The organism is Mycolicibacterium vaccae NBRC 14118 = CIP 105934 (assembly GCF_001552715.1).
GTDB classification, from domain to species: Bacteria; Actinomycetota; Actinomycetes; order Mycobacteriales; family Mycobacteriaceae; genus Mycobacterium; species Mycobacterium vaccae.
In genome coordinates, this window is the sequence record NZ_BCRS01000137.1 from 1 (window position 1) to 16,667 (window position 16,667).

Below are 16,667 nucleotides of genomic sequence, written 5' to 3' on the forward strand. Positions count from 1 at the left end.
GGCGGGTGCCCGCCGCTGGCCAGTTCGACGTCGAAGCCGTCGACGGTCGGGGTGATCACACCGAACAGCACCGTGCAGAAGTGGGGGTCGTCGCCGTGGAACTCGTGGCTCAGCACCGCGTCGAGGTTGTGCAGAACGGTGACCGGGTCGTCGTCGTAGGCCGCGGCGGCGCGCAGGGTGTAGCGGGTCAGCGACGTGACGGCGGCTGCGCCTGCGCCCTTGCCCGACACGTCGCCGAGGAAGATGCCCCACTTGTGCCGCGTCAGCGGGAACAGGTCGTAGAAATCTCCGCCGACGTCGTCGGGGGACGCGGTGTGGTAGTGCGCCGCGGCCACCAGTCCGTCCGGCGGGGTCAGGCTCGGTGGCACCAGCGAGCGTTGCAGGGTGGCGGCCAGCAGTTGCACGCGTTCCCGTTCGCGGTCGGCGACCCGGCGCGCCTCCAGCAGTTGGCGTTCGTAGGAGCGCCGTTCCGTGGCGTCCTGCACGGTGATGCGCAACGCGACCGGGGCGCCGCCGGCGTCGGTCCTGACGTTGGCGGTAACGAAAACCGGTATCCGCGAACCGTCTTCGCCGATCAGGTCGAGAGTGATGCCGGTGAGGGAACCGGTCATCTGCAGCAGCGGGGCGAAATGCGTCTCGTAGTGGATCCGGCTGCCTGCGGCCAGCAGATCGGGAAACCGGCGTCCCGCCAGTTCCTGCGGTGGATGCCCGACCCAGCCCGCGAACGTGCGGTTGGCCAGTGTGATGCGGTCGTCGGTGCCGGTGAGCAGCAGACCGCATGGCGCGTTGTCGAAATAGTCGTCGACTGCGTCCGGAAACTGTTGGCGCCGTGGATCGTTCACAGGCTGTCAGCGAAGTCCGCGATCGCGGCCGCGGTCGCTTCCGGGACGCTCAGGTGGGGGCAGTGGCCCGTCGCGTCCAGGGTCACCAGCGTGCTGCCCTTGATGTGGGTGTGGCAGTAGGCGCCGACGTCGCGAGGTGCCAGCGAGTCGTGTGCACACTCGATGATCGCGGTGGGCACGGTGACGCGGTCCAGGTCGTCCCGGTTGTCGGACAGGAAGGTGGCGCGGGCGAAAGTCAGTGCCCGGACGGGGTCGGCGCGGCAGAACGACTCGGCCAGTTCGGCTTCCAGTTCCGGACGATCAGGGGTGCCCATGATCACCGGCGCCATAGCGCGCGACCAGCCCAGGTAGTTGCTCTCGATGGACTCCAGCAGTTCGTCGATGTCCGGGCGGGTGAATCCGCCGCGGTACGGCCCGTCGTCCAGATACCGCGGCGACGGGGTGAGCAGTACCAGCCCTGCGAAGGACGCGGGGGACGCCGCAGCGGCGAGCACGCCCATCATCGCGGCCACCGAGTGGCCGACGAAGACGGCGTCCCGCAGATCCAGCTCGTCGACGATCGCCAGCACGTCGTCGGCGTACTGCTGCAGCCCGGTGTAGCGCTGCTCGTCCCAAGCCGACGGATCCGAGGCGCCCGAACCGACGTGGTCGAACAGGACGAGACGGAACCGCTCGGCCAGCAGCGGCACGACCAGCCGCCACAGATTCTGGTCGCAGCCGAATCCATGGGCGAGCATGATCGGGCGGCCGTCGGTCCGGCCCGTCACCCGCACGTTGTTCTTGGAGCGGACGTCCATTCTGAGATGATCTCAGAACAGCCCGTCCCGCAGATCGTGTACCGAAAGCGCAATATGACCGACGAGATCAACAGTCCTGCCTTTCCGCCCGGCCGCAGCGAAGTCGCCATCAGCACCCGAACCGTCGACAACGCCGAGGTGGTGACGGTGTCCGGGGTGGTGGATGCCGCGACGGCCGCCGAGGTCACCGCGGCGTTCGAGCAGGTCTTCGACGCCGCCCCGGCGGCGGTGGTGGTGGACCTGTGCGCGGTGTCGTTCCTGGCGTCGGCTGGGATGACGGTGCTGATCAAGGCCAGCGAGCAGGCCAGAGAACGGGCCGGATCCACGGTCGGGTTCGCGGTGGTCGCCGACGGTTCGGCCATCAGGAGGCCGCTGACCATCGTCGGGCTCGACGCCGAACTCAACCTGTGCGAGACCCTCGACGAGGCGCTGCGGCGGGTGTCGTGACCGTCAGTCGTCGTCGAGCACCGAGAACGGCTGGGTAGGCTCCTCGACCACCGCCAACTGGGCCGCCGACTCCGAAGGGACGACCCTGCGCGCCAGCGCCTGCAGCGCGCGCTCGGTGCCCACGTCGTGGCCGGCGCGTTCGGAGAGCAACCAGCGGACCTCCAGCAGGTCGCAGTAGGCCTGGATGGGGCTGCCGATCCCGCCGAGCGCAGAGTGCGCCCGGTGCATGGCGGGGGTGGCCACCTCCATCACCCACAACTGGGCGGCGGTGCGGTCGTCGACGTCGTGGCCGGCCTCGTAGCACAGCTGGCCCTGGTAGGCCTGCAGGTCCCCGAGCAGGATGCGCGCCTGACCTTCGCCGACGTCGAGCCCGGTCAGTCGCCGCAGCTGCGCGGCGTGATACTTGCGGTCGCCCACCGCCACGTGCAGCCTCAGCTCGTCGCCGCCGGCACTGACCGGCTGCAGCGACACCTCGTCGACGGCGAATCCGGCCTCGTTGAGTTTGCGGATCGTGCCCTCCACCCGGTAGCGGTCGGCGAAACCGAACGTCGGCTCCGCCGTCAGCAGATTCCACAGCCGTTCGTAGCGGCCCCTGATGTCGACGGCCTCCTGGATGAAACCCGGCTGCAGCTCCGGTCGCTCGAGTTTGGCGGCCATGTCCAGCAGCCCGGCTGCGACGTTCTCGACGGTGATGTCGATGTCGTGGTTGCGTTGCCCGTCCGACAGACTCGGATGCACCTCACTGGTCTCGGCGTCGACCAGGAACGCCTGCAGCACCTGGCCGTCGCGGGAGAACAGCGTGTTGGCCAGCGAACAGTCCCCCCAGAACACGCCGTGCCGGTGCAGTTCCACCAGCAGGGTGGCCATCGCGTCGAACAACCGGGCCCGGTGCTTGGGCGCGTCCGGCGGCAGCCGCATGAACAGCCGCCGGTACTGCCACGAACCGACGAGATAGCGCGTCAGCAGCACCGCGGTGTCGAACCCGGGCTGGAAGACCAGCCCGGCCGGGCGCACGGCATTGAGCCCCATCTCCTCCAGCCGGCTCAGCACGCCGTACTCCCGGGCCGCGATGCGGGGTGGGAGGTCCTTGAGCGCCCACAGCTCGCCATCGCAGTGCACGAACCGCACCAGGTGCCGACTGGGCCCCACCGGCACGTCCCGCAGCGGAACCTCAGGCGCCCGCCAGTCGGACAGCGGTCGGTCCCAGGGCAGCGCGATCAGACCCGGGCAGGGTGCCCGTAGCCGCAGCTCGGGGGCGGCCATCGCCGGGCGTCGCAGACTCAGCCGGTGGCCGCCGCGTGCCGGCCGCGGGACTCGGTCACCCTGGTCAGATTGTCACCGGAGTGCGGGTCGAACAGGTGCAGTCGCTCGGCATCCAGCCACAGCGTGGCCTTGTCGCCGCCCCGCACCCGGCTCAGCGGATCCAGCTCGACGCAGATCTGGGTGCGCAACTGCTCACTGTCGAGTTCGTTGGCCAGCTCGGCGAGCTGGTTGGAGATCTCCGTCGAGGCCTCGAACGGGACGAACGCGTACTGCTCGTTGCCCAGCCACTCGGTGACGTCGATGTCGACGTCGAAAGTGACACCGCGCGAGCGCTTGTCGTCGTCGACGAAGTCGGCGTCCTCGAACGCTCCCGGCCGGATCCCGGCGATGTAGACCTTGTCGTCCTCGACCACCTCGCGCCATTCGTCCCGCAGCGGGACGTTCACGAACGGCAACTCGATCTGGTCGCCGCGCACTTTGGCGGGCACGAAGTTCATCGGGGGTGAGCCGATGAAGCCGGCGACGAACAGATTGACCGGCTGGTCGTAGAGCTCACGCGGGCTGGCAACCTGTTGCAGCACACCTTTTTTCAGCACCGCAACGCGGTCGCCGAGGGTCATCGCCTCGGTCTGGTCGTGGGTGACGTAGACGGTGGTGACGCCGAGCTGGCGCTGCAGCCGCAGGATCTCGGTGCGCATCTGGCCGCGCAGCTTGGCGTCGAGGTTGCTCAGCGGTTCGTCGAACAGGAACGCGTCGGCCTCGCGCACGATCGCCCGGCCCATCGCGACACGCTGCCGCTGCCCGCCGGACAGATTGGCCGGCTTGCGGTCGAGGTGTTCGGTGAGCTCCAGCGTCGCGGCCGCCTCGTTGACCCGCTTGCGGATCTCCTCATCGGAGAGCTTGCCCGACAACCGGAGCGGGAACGCGATGTTCTCGAACACCGAAAGGTGCGGATACAGCGCGTAGTTCTGGAACACCATGGCCAGGTTCCGGTCGCGGGGGGCCATGTCGTTGACCCGCTTGTCGCCGATCATCATGTCGCCGGAGGTGATGTCCTCCAGGCCGACGATCATCCGCAGCAGGGTCGACTTGCCGCACCCCGACGGGCCGACCAGGATCATGAACTCACCGTCGGCGACGTCCAAACTCACATCGTTGACCGCCGGGTATCCGTCACCGTACTTCTTGACGATATTGCGCATCGTGATTGCTGCCATGGGGCTATCCCTTCACTGCTCCGGAAGTAAGACCGGCGACGATGCGCCGCTGGAAGATGAGAACCAGGATGACCACCGGGATGGTCACGATCACCGACGCCGCCATGATGTACGGGACCGGTGATTCGAAGTACGACGCCCCCTGGAAGAACGCCAGTGCCGCCGGCACGGTGCGGGCACTGTCGGTGGACGTCAGCGAGATCGCGAACAGGAAGTCGTTCCAGCAGAAGAAGAACGTCAGGATCGCGGTGGTGAACACTCCCGGCGCCGCCAGCGGGACGATCACCTTCCGGAACGCCTGCCACGACGTGGCACCGTCGACCTGCGCCGCGTGTTCCATCTCCCACGGGATCTGACGGAAGAACGCCGACATGGTCCAGATCGACAGCGGCAGTGCGAACGTCAGGTACGGGATGATCAGGCCCAGCCACGTGTCGTAGATGCCCAGCCCGCGCCACATGTCGAACAGCGGGCCGACCAGTGCGGCCTGCGGGAACATCGCGATACCCAGCGCCAGCGACAGCAGGAGCTTCTTGCCCCGGAACTCCAGTCGCGCAATGGCGTACGCGGCGAACATCGCGATCACCACCGAGATCACGGTGGCGATGATCGCGATGCCGATCGAGTTGATCAGCGCTCTGGTGAACAGCGGCTCGCTGAAGATCTGGGCGAAGTTGTCGAAGGTGAACGTGCTGGGCAGGAACGACGGCTTGCCCGAGACGATGTCCGACGGGGGCTTGAACGCCAGGCTGATCATCCACAGCATCGGCACGAAGCTGTAGATGACGATCACGATCCCGGCGATGGTCCACCATTTGGTGTTCTTGGTCACTGGTCGCCCCTGACTTGCGAGAGGTCGGTCTTGAAGACCTTGATGAATATCCATGCGATGGCGACCACCGACAGGAACAGCAGCACCGAGACCGCTGACCCCATACCGAGATTCACCAGTGTCACGTTCTGCCGATAGGCCAGGAACGAGATCGTCTCGGTGTTGTTCGCACCGGCCGTCATCACATACGGGTTGTCGAAGATCCGCCAGGCGTCCAGCGTGCGGAACAACAGCGCGACCATGATCGCGGCCTTCATGTTCGGCAGGGTGATCTTCCACAGCCGCTGCCACGCGGTGGCGCCGTCCACTTTGGCGGCCTCCTGCATGTCCTCGGGGACCTGCACCAGACCGGCCAGCAGCAGCAGCGAGATGAACGGCGTCGTCTTCCAGATCTCGGACAGGCAGATCACGAAGATGGCCGACCAGCGGTCCCCGAACCAGTCGAAATCGGTGAGGTTGAGCCACTGGTTGACGAACCCGGAGTCGATGGCGAACGCGTAGCGCCAGATGAACGCCGAGACCACGGTGACGATGCCGTAGGGGATCAGGATCGCGGTGCGCAGCGGGCCGCGGCCCCGCACGATCCGCAGCATCACGAACGCGAACCAGAACCCGAGTACGAGTTCGACGGCCACGGTGACGACGGTGATCGCCAGCGTGGTGACGAAGTCGTTCCACCAGATCGGGTCGGTGAGGATGACCAGGTAGTTGCCCAGCCCGACGAAGCTGCGGCCTTCGGGGTCGGTCAACCGGAAGTTGTACAGCGACAGCACCAGCGCGTAACCGAGCGGGTAGGCGGTGACGAGCAGCATCACCACATACGACGGCAGGGTCAGGTAGAGCCCGAGCCGGCGTTCGCCCTTGACGCGTTCACTGACCGAGGGTTTACCCGGATCTTTCTGGATCGGCGGGTCTGCCAAGGCGGTCACAGCAGCCGCCTTCCCGCCAGCACGTCAGCCATGAATTGGTCTGTCCTTTCCGGTGTTTCGGCATTCACCGAGGCCGGCGGATGCCAGGTCTGCTGGATCGCACCGGAGATGTCGGTGTAGAACGGGGTCGGCGGGCGGGGGCCGCCGTCGCCGATGGATTCACGGATCAGGTCGGCGTTCTCGTACGTCTCCCGGATCTCGGGACTGTCGTAGGACGCCGCATACGGCGACGGTTCGCTCTCGTCGAGCATGTACTGGGTGGCTTTCGGTTCGGCGTTGATGCACTCGACCAGCGCCACCGCCTGCTCCGGGTACTTGGTGTAGGCGCCGATGCCGAGGTTCGCGCCGCCCAGCGGCGGCGCGCTGGGACGGTCGGGGGAGACCCTGGGATAGCGGGCCCAGCCGATGTCGTCGACGACCTCTTGAGGCAATGTGCCTTCTTCGGCCGCGCTGCGCGCGGCGGCCAGCACATAGGGCCAGTTGACCATGAACATCCCCTGGTCCGACTGGAAGTTGGCGCGCGCCTGTTCCTCTGAGGCGTTGGACAGATCGACCGGAGCGGCCGTGGACCGACCCAGGTTGCCGACGATCTCGGCGGCCTTCTCGCCGGGCGGGGTGGCCAGTGACGGCTTGGCGTTGCGGCCGGCCTCCACGTCCTCCAGCAGCGCGCCGCCACCGGAAAGCACCAGGGCGTTGATCCACACCGTGTATCCCTCGTAGCGCTGCGCCTGCACGGCGATCTTCTTCTTTTGGCCCACAGCCGCTTTGAGCATTTCGTCCCAGGTGAACGTCGGCGAGGTGGGATCGACCCCGGCCGCGGCGGCCGCCGACTTGCGGTACCAGAGAAGCTGGGCGTTGGACTTGTACGGCGCCCCGTAGAGGGTGTCCTCCCATATGCCGGTCTCGATCGGGGCGGGCAGCATCCCCGCGGTCAGCCGTTGTGTTTCCTCGTCGGTGTACGGGCGTAGGAAGCCGGCGTTGGCGAACTCCGCCGTGAACACCACGTCCATGCTGACCAGATCGATCGACGAATCACCGGCGGCCAGGCGGCGGACCATCTGTTCGCGCTGGGCGGTGGCGGTGCTGGGCAGCGATTCGATGCGCACCTGGTAGGCCCCGTTGGAGGCGTCGGCGCACTGTTCCGCACGGGCGACGGAGCCCCCGTTGTCAGGGAGGATGTACCACGTCAGCGTCGGGGGGCCACCTTGACTGCCGCAGGCCGACAACAACGTCGCCGCGATCACGGGTGCGCTGGCCAGCGCGATCGCCCGACGTCGTCGCCCGCGGGCGAACTGAATCCGTTTCATCACGTCCTCGTCTATGAAGTTGTGGTCTCCGATGAGGGCCACGGGCAGCACATTCGGTACGTCTGAGAGTGTGTCACACCTCACAGGCCTGGTGGGGCAGCGGTGTCAGCGTGGCGGCGCGGTGGATCCGCGCACCACCAGCCGGGTCGCCAATGTGGTCACCGGTGGCGCTGTTTCGGGGCGTTCGTCGGTGCCGAGGCTGTCCAGCACCGCGCGGGCGGCGAGCCGGCCCTGGGCGCGGACCGGCTGGGCGACCGTGGTGAGGTCGCTGATGTCGGCGGCCGGATGGTCGTCGACGCCGATGACCGAAATGTGTTGTGGCACGGAGATTCCGGCTCGCCGAAGAGTGCGCAGCGCGCCGAGCGCGATCTCGTCGGAGTGGCAGAACACCGCGGTGGGCAGGCGGTCCTGGCTCAACAGCATCTCCATCCCGCGCGAACCGCCGTCGATGCTCCACTTCACGGTGACCACCGTGGGGTCGGTCACACCGGCGTCGGCGAGTTGGCGGTGGAACCCCCGGATTCGGGCCTGGTCGGTGGCCCAGGGGATGTCCGCGTCGTCGGCGGCCTGGATCATCGCGATGTCGGTGTGGCCGATCGTGAGCAGATGGCCGACAGCCTGTCGTGCGGCGCGCTCGTCGTCGATGCCGACCCAGGGCCGGTGATCGCCGGTGCGGTGGCCGCCGACGAAGACGGTCGGCACGCCCAGTCGTTCCAGCCTGGTGTGCTCGCGTGCGGACAGCGGGAGCGAGACCACGACGGCGGCGTCGACCTTGCGGCGCAACGGCAGCGCCTCGAAGAAGCGGTGCCGGGCGGCCGCGTCGGGCAGCGTGCACAGCACCAGATCCACGCCGAGGGTGTCCAACTCGTCGGCGATGCCGGCCAGGATGGTCGAGTAGAACCACGCGTCGATCCGCGGCACGATCACCCCGAGTCGGCCGGTGGGGCCGCCGGACAGTCGCGAGGCCTCCGGGGACACGACATAGGACAGTTCCCGCGCCGCGGACAGGATGCGCTCGCGGGTGGCCGGCGAGACCCCGGGCCCGCCCCGCAGGGCTCGCGACACCGACGCGATCGACACCCCCGACCGTCGTGCGACGTCGGTCATGTTCACCGTCTGCTTGGGGATCATCGCAGGGTGACGATAGCCCGGCGTAAATATTTACGCCAGCAGGTATCGAGTTGACATGTGCCTGCAGTGAAACGAATCTGGTGGCGAAAACGTTTACGTCTTATATAGCCCTGTGGAGGATTGACCGTTGACTGCTGAAGAGTCGTACTGGTGGCAGACCGCCGTCGTCTACCAGGTCTACATCCGCAGCTTCGCCGACGGTGACGGCGACGGCGTCGGCGACATCCAGGGCCTGCGGGCCCGCCTGCCGTATCTGGCGCAGCTGGGGGTCGACGCGATCTGGATCAATCCCTGGTACCCGTCGCCGATGGCCGACGCGGGCTACGACGTCGCCGACTATCGCGACATCGACCCGGCCTACGGCACGCTGGAGGACGCGCAGACGCTGATCGCCGAGGCGCACGCGCTGGGCATCCGGGTGATTCTCGACATCGTGCCCAACCACACCTCGGACCGGCATGAGTGGTTCAGGGCCGCACTGGCCGACGAGCCCGGCGCGCGGCAGCGGTACCACTTCCGGCCGGGGGCAGGCGCGGACGGGTCATCCCCACCGAACAACTGGCAGAGCGTGTTCGGGGGTCCGGCGTGGACCCGGGTGGACAGTGGGCCGCTGAAAGGCCAGTGGTATCTGCATCTGTTCGCCCCCGGCCAGCCGGATCTGAACTGGGACCACCCCGAGGTGCGCGCCGAGTTCGAGGACATCCTGGCGTTCTGGTTCGACCGGGGTGTCGACGGTTTCCGGATCGACGTCGCCCACGGGCTGGTCAAGGCGGCCGGGCTACCCGACGGCGCCGACGCCGACGCCGAACCGCAGGTGATGCTGCACACCGAGGGCCGACACCCGGCCTGGGACCAGGACGGGGTGCACGAGGTCTACCGCGGCTGGCGGTCGGTGGCCGAGCGTTATACCCCGGAGCGGATCTTCATCGCCGAGGCGTGGGTGCCCAGCAACGAACGGTTGGCGCGCTACCTGCGCCCGGACGAGTTGCACACCGCGTTCCAGTTCGACTTCCTGCGCGCACCCTGGCGCGCGGAGTGGCTGCGCAAGGTCGTCGACGACGCGATCAGTTCCGCCGCGTCGGTCGGCGCGCCGCCGACCTGGGTGCTGTCCAACCACGACGTCACCCGCACTGTGACGCGGTTCTCGCGGTCCCAGCCGGCACATCTGGTCGACACCGCGTGGGAACGGGGACGTTGGGGCGAGGAGGTGCCCGATCACCCGCTGGGCCGCCGGCGCGCGCGGGCCGCGGCGCTGGTGCAGCTGGCGCTGCCCGGAACCGCATACGTCTACCAGGGTGAGGAACTCGGGCTGGAGGAGATCGAGGACCTTCCCGCCGAGGCGCGGCAGGACCCGACCTGGGTGCAGTCGGGGTTCACCGACGTCGGCCGGGACGGGTGCCGGATTCCGTTGCCGTGGAACGGAACCGAACCGCCCTACGGGTTCTCGCCGGATCCCGGGGCGGGGCTGTGGCTGCCGCAGCCCTGGCACTGGGCCCAGCGCAGCGCCGAGGCGCAGGACCACGACCCCGAATCGACGCTGAACCTGTACCGGGCCGCATTGCGGCTGCGTCCCGAGCTGTGGTCGGGTGCCGGTCCGGTGGAGTGGATCGAGGTCGCCCCCGATGTGGCGGCGTTCGGGCGCGGGGACGCGCAGTGCTGGGTCAACACGGGTGACTCCGAGGTGAGCTTGCCCGCCGGGGCGACGGTCGCGCTGGCGTCGGAACCGGGTGTCGACCGGGTGCTCCCGCCCGACACCGCGGTGTGGCTGCGCTGAACGGCGCAGGAGAGGTCGGCATAGGAGAGGTCTTTGTGCCCTGACCGTGACGCCGTCGGCAGAGCACCCTGGAGGGGACGACAACTCCCGAAGGGATAAGCAGCGATGTCCGGTCATCTTCCCGATGGCGACACCTTGAGGTCCGCGCTGTCGCTGGCCAATCGTGCGCCCTCGGTGCACAACTCACAACCGTGGCGGTGGCGGGTGGGCGACCAGCGCCTGGATCTGTTCGCCGATCCGGATCTGTTGTTGCCGCACACCGATCCCGACGGCCGCGACCTCATGCTCAGCTGCGGTGCGGCGCTCAACCACTGTGTGGTGGCGCTGGCGGCGCTGGGCTGGCAGTCCAAGGTGCACAGGTTCCCGGACCCGGCCGACCCGGAGCACCTGGCGGCGCTCGAACTGCACCGTTATCCGGCGGCGGAGGTGGACGTGACGCTGGCCGCGGCGATCCCGCGTCGCCGTACCGACCGCCGGTACTACAGCTCGTGGCCGGTGCCGCGCGGTGACATCGCGTTGATGGGTGCCCGCGCGGCCCGCGCCGGGGTGCTGATGCGCCGCGTCGACGATCTGGAGGGCCTGACGCGGTTGGTCAACGCGGCGGCCCACAGGCACGGCGAGAATGCCGGCTACCTCACCGAGCTGGCGACGTGGAGCGGGCGGTACGCCTCGACCGCCGGCGTCCCGGCCCGCAGCGTGCCGGGCGCCGACGGCAGGGGCCCGATCCCGCTGCGCGCGTTCGCCGGCGGAGTGCTGCCGCAGACCCCCGACGCCGAGGGCGACGACGACAACGCGGCGGTGCTGGCACTGGGAACCGTCGACGACGACCGGCTGTCCTGGCTGCGGGCGGGGGAGGCGACCAGCGTGGTGCTACTCACCGCCACGGCACTGGGTCTGGCGAGCTGCCCGATCACCGAGCCGTTGGAGTTCGCCGACACCCGCGATGCGGTGCGCTGCGACGTCTTCGGCGCCGACGGACACCCGCAGATGCTGCTGCGGGTGGGCTGGGCTCCGGTCAACGCCGACCCACTGCCTTCCACACCGCGCCGCGATCTGTCCGATGTCGTTGCCGGACTTGACGAATCGCCGACGCAGTAACCGCGTCAGGAGTAGTCGGGCCGACGTTGCCGGTCGAGTTTTGAGGCGAACACCGCGGCCTGGGTTCGGCGTTCCATGCCGAGTTTCGCGAGCAGGCGGGACACGTAGTTCTTGACCGTCTTCTCGGCGAGGAACATGCGGGCCGCGATCTGCTTGTTGGTCAGCCCTTCGCCGAGCAGGTCGAGCAGCACCCGTTCCTGCTCGCTCAGTCCGGACAGCGGGTCGTTGGGCGCGCCGTCGCCCCGTAACCGGGCCATCAAGGCCGCGGCTGCCCGGTTGTCCAGCAAGGAGCGCCCCGAACCGACCTCCTTGATGGCTCGGGCCAGTTCCATGCCCTTGATGTCCTTGACCACGTAGCCACTGGCCCCGGCGAGGATCGCGTCCAGCATCGCCTCGTCGGAGGTGAACGAGGTCAGGATCAGGCAGCGCAGGTCGGGGAGCCGCGACAGCAGTTCGCGGCACAACTCGATGCCGTTGCCGTCGGGCAGGCGGACGTCGAGTACCGCGACGTCGGGCTGGGCGGCGGGAATGCGTGTCAGCGCCTCGGCGACGGTGCCGGCCTCGCCGACGACGTCGAGCTCGGGATCACCGCCCAGCAGGTCGATCAGTCCTCGCCGGACCACTTCGTGGTCGTCTACCAGGAACACCTTCAGCATGTCGCGACGTCATCCCTGTCAGTCGGCACTGATCACAGTGCGGTGTGCGGTTCGCACACCAGTATCGAGCAATCAGTGTCACGAAGGGCCTTGTTGCCGGGCGCGCCCAGGAGTGCGGCGATGCCGCCGGGCCGGTTGCGGGCGGTGACCAGCAGCTGGACGGCGTCCCCGTGGACCGACAGGTAGCCCAGCGTGCCGCCGGGCCCGTGGACCGCGGAGATGTCGACATCGGGGAAGCTGTGGCGCCATTCGGCGAGCCGGCGGTCCCAGCGCGCGCCGACCTCGGCGGCGGTGCGGGCAGGGGTCAGCACGCGTGCCGGAGCGTGCCGGCGTCGCGCCTCGTCCAGACCGCGGCGCATCACCTCGCCGCCCGCCGGGGTGTCGGTGTATTCGACGACCACCGCGCGATCGGAACGGTGATGCGGCCGGTGTGCGCGCACGATCGCGACCGGACAGCGCGCCGCCGCGGTCAGGGCCGCCGCGGTCGAACCGATGCGCCCGCTGGTCGAGTGCCGGTACCCGCGGGCGCCGACGCACAGCATCGACGCCGGACGGGCAGCCTCCAGCAGCGTCTCGACCGGCCTGCCCTGCAGCATCTCGAGCTCGATCTTGACGGGGCGCTCGGTGGCCTCCACAGCGGTCAGCGCGTGACGCAACGCGATCTCGCCGGTCGCCACGCGGCGGGCCTGGTCCTGGGGATCGACCGCACCGGGCCGGGGGTCGATGACGTAGACCAACCGGAGTGGGACGTCGGCATCGACGGCCTGCTCGACGGCCCACAGCGCGGCATCCACCGCCGCCGGGGAGCCGTCGATGCCGACGACGATGCAGGGTCGTTCACTGGTGTCTGGCATCGCGGCCTCCGCGCATCTCGAGCACGTCCTCCATGGCCCGGCGCGGAGTGGGTGGGGGACAGGGGTCCATCGCCGGGGCCAGCCCGACTCTCACCAGCGCCTGCGGGATCGCGGTGCTGCCGATCAACGAGGCGACAACGTCGCGGCCTTCGGGCACCTCGGTGATGTGGGTGACGGTGCAGGTCGACATTCCCGCCATGGTGGCTTCCAACAGAACCGCCGACAACGCCTCGCCACAACGCAGTACGCTCTCGGCGGAGTCGTCGTCGGTGGACAGCACCAGGATCCCGGCGTGGTCCTCGTCGGGACGGCCGTGGCGATCCGGGGCGGTAGTGACAGGGAACGCGCGACCGACGTGCACCCGGTCGCTCTCGGTCGCCGAGATCAAGGCGCTGCGGGGGATCCCTTCTGAGGTGCTGAAATCAGCTGTCCACCAAGAGAGTTCGTTGTGATAGCGGGAGTCGTAGAGGCGTAGCGCATCAGCGAGGTGGGAGGCCTCGGCCAACGGGCCGCGCACGTCGTCGGCGACGGCGGCCAGCCGGGTCGCGCCGTCACGGGACGCAAGATCCAGCGCCTCGATCAGCTGCTCCCAGTCGGGAGGTGCGGCCATCGGCAGCCGATCGCTGCGCCGCAGCAGGATCGCGTCGGCGCGGCGCCGGTGTTGGTCGACGGCCGCGGTCGCGGTGAACTCGATCCGGGCGAGATGGCGGGGGTTGTGCGGGTCGGGGAAGCGCTGCACGTGGGTGTGCCAGCCGGCGGCGGCCATTGCGACCCGGAAATGGTCGAGTGCGGCGCCGCAGCTGATCAGTGCTTCGCGGCCGGAGGCGTCGGTGGTGCGCAGCAGACGCCGCCCATCGGCAAACAGATCGACGCAGTGGCCGGTGGTCTCCCACCGCCAAGGCTGGCTGTTGTGCAGTGACGGTGCCCGGCAGGCGAGTCGCAGTGCGTCGACGATCGTGGTGGCGGGTACCGGTGTCGCAGTCATCTGGCCTCCTCCGGTTCACTTCCAGCCTGCGCCGCCGGGTGGTTTCCGGACAGGGCCAATGGTCCTCAACCACGGCGCGCCTCGGTGGTGCACCATGGTCGTGTGGGGGAGACCGACGAGCCCGAACCTGGCGGTGGCGTGCGCGCCGTGCGCGGCACCCTGTCCCAGCTCCGGCTGCACGAACTTCTCAACGAGGTCCAGGACCGCGTCGAACAGATCATCAAGGGCCGTGACCGGCTCGACGGGCTGGTCGAGGCGATGCTGGTGGTCACCTCGGGCCTGGAACTCGACGCCACGCTGCGCACCATCGTGCACACCGCGATCGATCTGGTCGACGCGCAGTACGGCGCGCTCGGCGTGCGGGGTTCCGACGACGAACTCGTCGAGTTCGTCTACGAGGGCATCAACGAGGCCACCAGGGACCTGATCGGACATCTCCCAGAAGGCCGCGGCGTGCTCGGGGTTCTGATCGACGACCCCAAACCCATTCGTCTGGAAGACATCTCAGCGCACGTCGCATCGGTGGGCTTTCCGCCGAACCATCCGCCGATGCGCACCTTCCTCGGCGTGCCGGTGCGCATCCGCGACGAGGTGTTCGGCAACCTGTACCTGACCGACAAGATCGGCGGCGAGCCGTTCAGCGAGGACGACGAGGTCCTGGTCGAGGCGCTGGCCGCCGCAGCAGGCATCGCGATCGAGAACGCCCGACTCTACGAGCAGTCGCGCGCCCGACAGGAGTGGATCGCGGCGACCCGCGACATCGGCACCGAGCTGTTGTCGGGCACCGACCCCGCCGGGGTGTTCCGGCTCGTCGCCGACACTGCGCACAAGCTCAGCGGGGCCCGCACGACGATGGTGGCGATCCCGGAGGATCCGGACCTGCCGGTCGGTGAGGTCGACGAACTCACCGTGGCGGCCTGGGCCGGTCTCACCGAGACCGTGCCCCCGCCCATTCCTGTCGCAGGTACCGCGGTCGGCGCCGCGTTCACCCGGCGGCTGCCGGGCAGATTCAGCGGCGAGGATGTGGGCATCGGCGGTGCGACGGGGCCGGCCCTGGTGCTGCCGCTGCGGGCCACCGACGCCGTTCCCGGGGTGTTGATTGCCGTGAGGGATGTTGGGGCGCAAAGCTTCTCGTCCGAAGAGCTGGACATGATGACGGCGTTCGCCGACCAGGCCGCTCTGGCATGGCAATTGGCCAGTACGCAGAACCGGATGCGGGAACTCGGCATCCTGACCGACCGGGATCGCATCGCCCGCGATCTGCACGACCACGTGATCCAGCGTCTGTTCGCCGTCGGACTCGCGTTGCAGGGCACGATCGCCCGCGCACGATCTGACGAAGTGCAGCAACGGCTTTCAGGGTGCGTGGACGACCTGCAGGACGTGATCCAGGAGATCCGCACGACGATCTTCGACCTGCACGGGGGTTCGTCGGCGATCACCCGGTTGCGGCAGCGACTGGACGAGGCGGTGGCAGCTTTTCCCGGATCGGGCATCCGCGCCTCGGCGCAGTACGTCGGCCCGCTCTCCGTGGTCGACGCGACGCTGGCCGATCACGCCGAAGCGGTGGTGCGCGAAGCGGTCAGCAACGTCGTTCGCCACTCCGGGGCGACCATGGTCACGGTGCTGGTCACCGTCGATGACGATCTGTCGATCGAAGTCGTCGACAACGGCAGGGGAATCGACGCCGACGTCACCGGAAGTGGGCTGGCGAATCTGTCGCAACGTGCCGCGGAGGTGGGCGGCTCGTTCACCGTGCGGGCGGGTCCCGACGGCGGCACGACGCTGACGTGGCGCGCCCCGTTGCCGTGACCGTGCGGGCGGGTTCGCTGCGCGAGCCCTGATTGGCACCGTTATCCCAGCTTGAAGGCGGTTTCTTGGCGCTGAAGCGGTTTTCGGGTCTGTGACGGGAACGCTTCTCCTTCGCAACGGTTGGATAACGCCAGATTTGTCGCGTCGGCGATTTCTCAAATTGTCGGTTCAGTAAGCCCGGTAAGGCCGCAAAACGGAGTTCGCGCAGCACGACGTAGAAGGACTGGGATCAGATGTCACGGACCAAGAAGGGCGTGGTCGTTGTCATGATGGGCAGCGCGGGAATCTTCCTGAGCGCTCCGGTGCTGAGCCCATCGGCAAATGCCAACCCGACCCGGGGCGGGGTGCCGTGCGTGGGCATCCTTCAGCAGATCGTGTCCCGTCCGGGCGATATCCCGCAGGCGCTGACCGACACCGCGCGCGCGTTCACCAACCCGGGTCAGCCGGCTCCGCCGGTCGTGGTGCCGCCGGCCAGTTCGTCGTCCTCGATCGCGACGCCGCCCACGCCGCCGACACCTCCGGCCTCGGTGCTCCGGCCTTCTTCGGGTGCGACTCCGCCCGTCCCGCCGGCGCCGGGCACGCCCGCCTCGGCGTCGACAAGCGGTGTGACGCCGCCTGTTCCGCCCGCTCCGCCCGGATCGGTGGTGACGCCGAACTCGGGTGCGACCCCGCCTGCTCCGCCGGTGCCGGGTGGGCCCGCGGTGACCACGATCAACGGCGGGA

General features: G+C 68.7%; 15 protein-coding genes and 1 pseudogene. 4 read left to right on the forward strand and 12 right to left on the reverse strand.

Annotated elements, in window-relative coordinates; all coding sequences use genetic code 11:
- Together MVA01S_RS22335 and MVA01S_RS22340 are read right to left on the reverse strand one after the other, a co-directional pair.
- On the reverse strand, positions 1-842 hold an 842-nt coding region (locus tag MVA01S_RS22335), incomplete at its 3' end, for a PP2C family protein-serine/threonine phosphatase (RefSeq protein ID WP_060941694.1).
- Positions 839-1,639: an alpha/beta fold hydrolase gene (locus MVA01S_RS22340; protein ID WP_003933820.1), complete on the reverse strand. Its 801-nt coding sequence runs from the start codon at positions 1,637-1,639 to the stop codon at positions 839-841. The genes MVA01S_RS22335 and MVA01S_RS22340, both read right to left, overlap by 4 nt.
- A gap of 6 nt (positions 1,640-1,645) precedes the next feature.
- On the opposite strand from MVA01S_RS22340, the gene MVA01S_RS22345 reads away from it, so the two are divergent.
- A complete protein-coding gene (locus MVA01S_RS22345) occupies positions 1,646-2,086 on the forward strand; it encodes an STAS domain-containing protein (protein WP_003933821.1) in 441 nt (146 codons plus the stop codon).
- A 3-nt stretch (positions 2,087-2,089) separates the two neighbouring features.
- Here the strand turns inward: MVA01S_RS22345 and MVA01S_RS22350 are convergent, their stop codons facing one another.
- The 6 genes from MVA01S_RS22350 to MVA01S_RS22375 form a co-directional block, all read right to left on the reverse strand.
- Positions 2,090-3,349: a DUF4032 domain-containing protein gene (locus MVA01S_RS22350; RefSeq protein WP_003933822.1), complete on the reverse strand. Its 1,260-nt coding sequence runs from the start codon at positions 3,347-3,349 to the stop codon at positions 2,090-2,092.
- Between the two features lie 17 nt (positions 3,350-3,366).
- Positions 3,367-4,566: an ABC transporter ATP-binding protein gene (locus tag MVA01S_RS22355; RefSeq protein ID WP_003933823.1), complete on the reverse strand. Its 1,200-nt coding sequence runs from the start codon at positions 4,564-4,566 to the stop codon at positions 3,367-3,369.
- Positions 4,567-4,570: 4 nt separating this feature from the next.
- A complete protein-coding gene (locus MVA01S_RS22360; RefSeq protein ID WP_003933824.1) occupies positions 4,571-5,398 on the reverse strand; it encodes a carbohydrate ABC transporter permease in 828 nt (275 codons plus the stop codon).
- Positions 5,395-6,327, reverse strand: a complete 933-nt coding sequence (locus MVA01S_RS22365; protein ID WP_003933825.1) for a carbohydrate ABC transporter permease — start codon at positions 6,325-6,327, stop codon at positions 5,395-5,397. Before MVA01S_RS22365 ends, MVA01S_RS22360 begins: the two co-directional genes overlap by 4 nt.
- Positions 6,324-7,676 (reverse strand): extracellular solute-binding protein, encoded by a 1,353-nt coding sequence (locus MVA01S_RS22370; protein ID WP_237024371.1) that lies wholly within the window; start codon positions 7,674-7,676, stop codon positions 6,324-6,326. Before MVA01S_RS22370 ends, MVA01S_RS22365 begins: the two co-directional genes overlap by 4 nt.
- Positions 7,677-7,739: 63 nt before the next feature.
- Complete coding sequence (locus MVA01S_RS22375; RefSeq protein ID WP_003933827.1) at positions 7,740-8,765, reverse strand: LacI family DNA-binding transcriptional regulator; 1,026 nt, start codon at positions 8,763-8,765, stop codon at positions 7,740-7,742.
- 127 nt (positions 8,766-8,892) lie between these two features.
- Between MVA01S_RS22375 and MVA01S_RS22380 the strand changes: the two genes are divergently transcribed.
- Positions 8,893-10,539 carry a glycoside hydrolase family 13 protein gene (locus MVA01S_RS22380; RefSeq protein ID WP_003933828.1) on the forward strand — a complete coding sequence of 549 codons (1,647 nt, stop codon included), beginning with the start codon at positions 8,893-8,895 and terminating at the stop codon, positions 10,537-10,539.
- 105 nt (positions 10,540-10,644) lie between these two features.
- Positions 10,645-11,637 carry an Acg family FMN-binding oxidoreductase gene (locus MVA01S_RS22385; RefSeq protein WP_003933829.1) on the forward strand — a complete coding sequence of 331 codons (993 nt, stop codon included), beginning with the start codon at positions 10,645-10,647 and terminating at the stop codon, positions 11,635-11,637.
- Positions 11,638-11,642: 5 nt separating this feature from the next.
- Here MVA01S_RS22385 and dosR read toward each other — a convergent pair whose 3' ends face one another.
- From dosR to MVA01S_RS22400, 3 genes are read right to left on the reverse strand one after another with little or no spacing between them, the layout of a single operon-like run.
- Entirely contained in the window at positions 11,643-12,293 is a 651-nt protein-coding gene (gene dosR, locus MVA01S_RS22390; RefSeq protein WP_003933830.1) for a hypoxia response regulator transcription factor DosR/DevR, read from the reverse strand.
- A 32-nt stretch (positions 12,294-12,325) separates the two neighbouring features.
- Positions 12,326-13,147 carry a universal stress protein gene (locus tag MVA01S_RS22395; protein ID WP_003933831.1) on the reverse strand — a complete coding sequence of 274 codons (822 nt, stop codon included), beginning with the start codon at positions 13,145-13,147 and terminating at the stop codon, positions 12,326-12,328.
- A complete protein-coding gene (locus tag MVA01S_RS22400) occupies positions 13,131-14,132 on the reverse strand; it encodes an Acg family FMN-binding oxidoreductase (RefSeq protein WP_003933832.1) in 1,002 nt (333 codons plus the stop codon). The genes MVA01S_RS22395 and MVA01S_RS22400 overlap by 17 nt, the downstream gene beginning before the upstream one ends.
- Before the next feature lie 102 nt (positions 14,133-14,234).
- On the opposite strand from MVA01S_RS22400, the gene MVA01S_RS22405 reads away from it, so the two are divergent.
- The gene (locus MVA01S_RS22405) at positions 14,235-15,944 is read left to right on the forward strand and encodes a sensor histidine kinase (RefSeq protein ID WP_237024372.1); all 1,710 of its coding nucleotides are present in this window, start codon (positions 14,235-14,237) and stop codon (positions 15,942-15,944) included.
- Between the two features lie 439 nt (positions 15,945-16,383).
- On the opposite strand, the pseudogene MVA01S_RS31370 reads toward MVA01S_RS22405, so the two are convergent.
- Positions 16,384-16,667, reverse strand: a pseudogene (locus tag MVA01S_RS31370) (PE family protein); the annotation flags it as partial.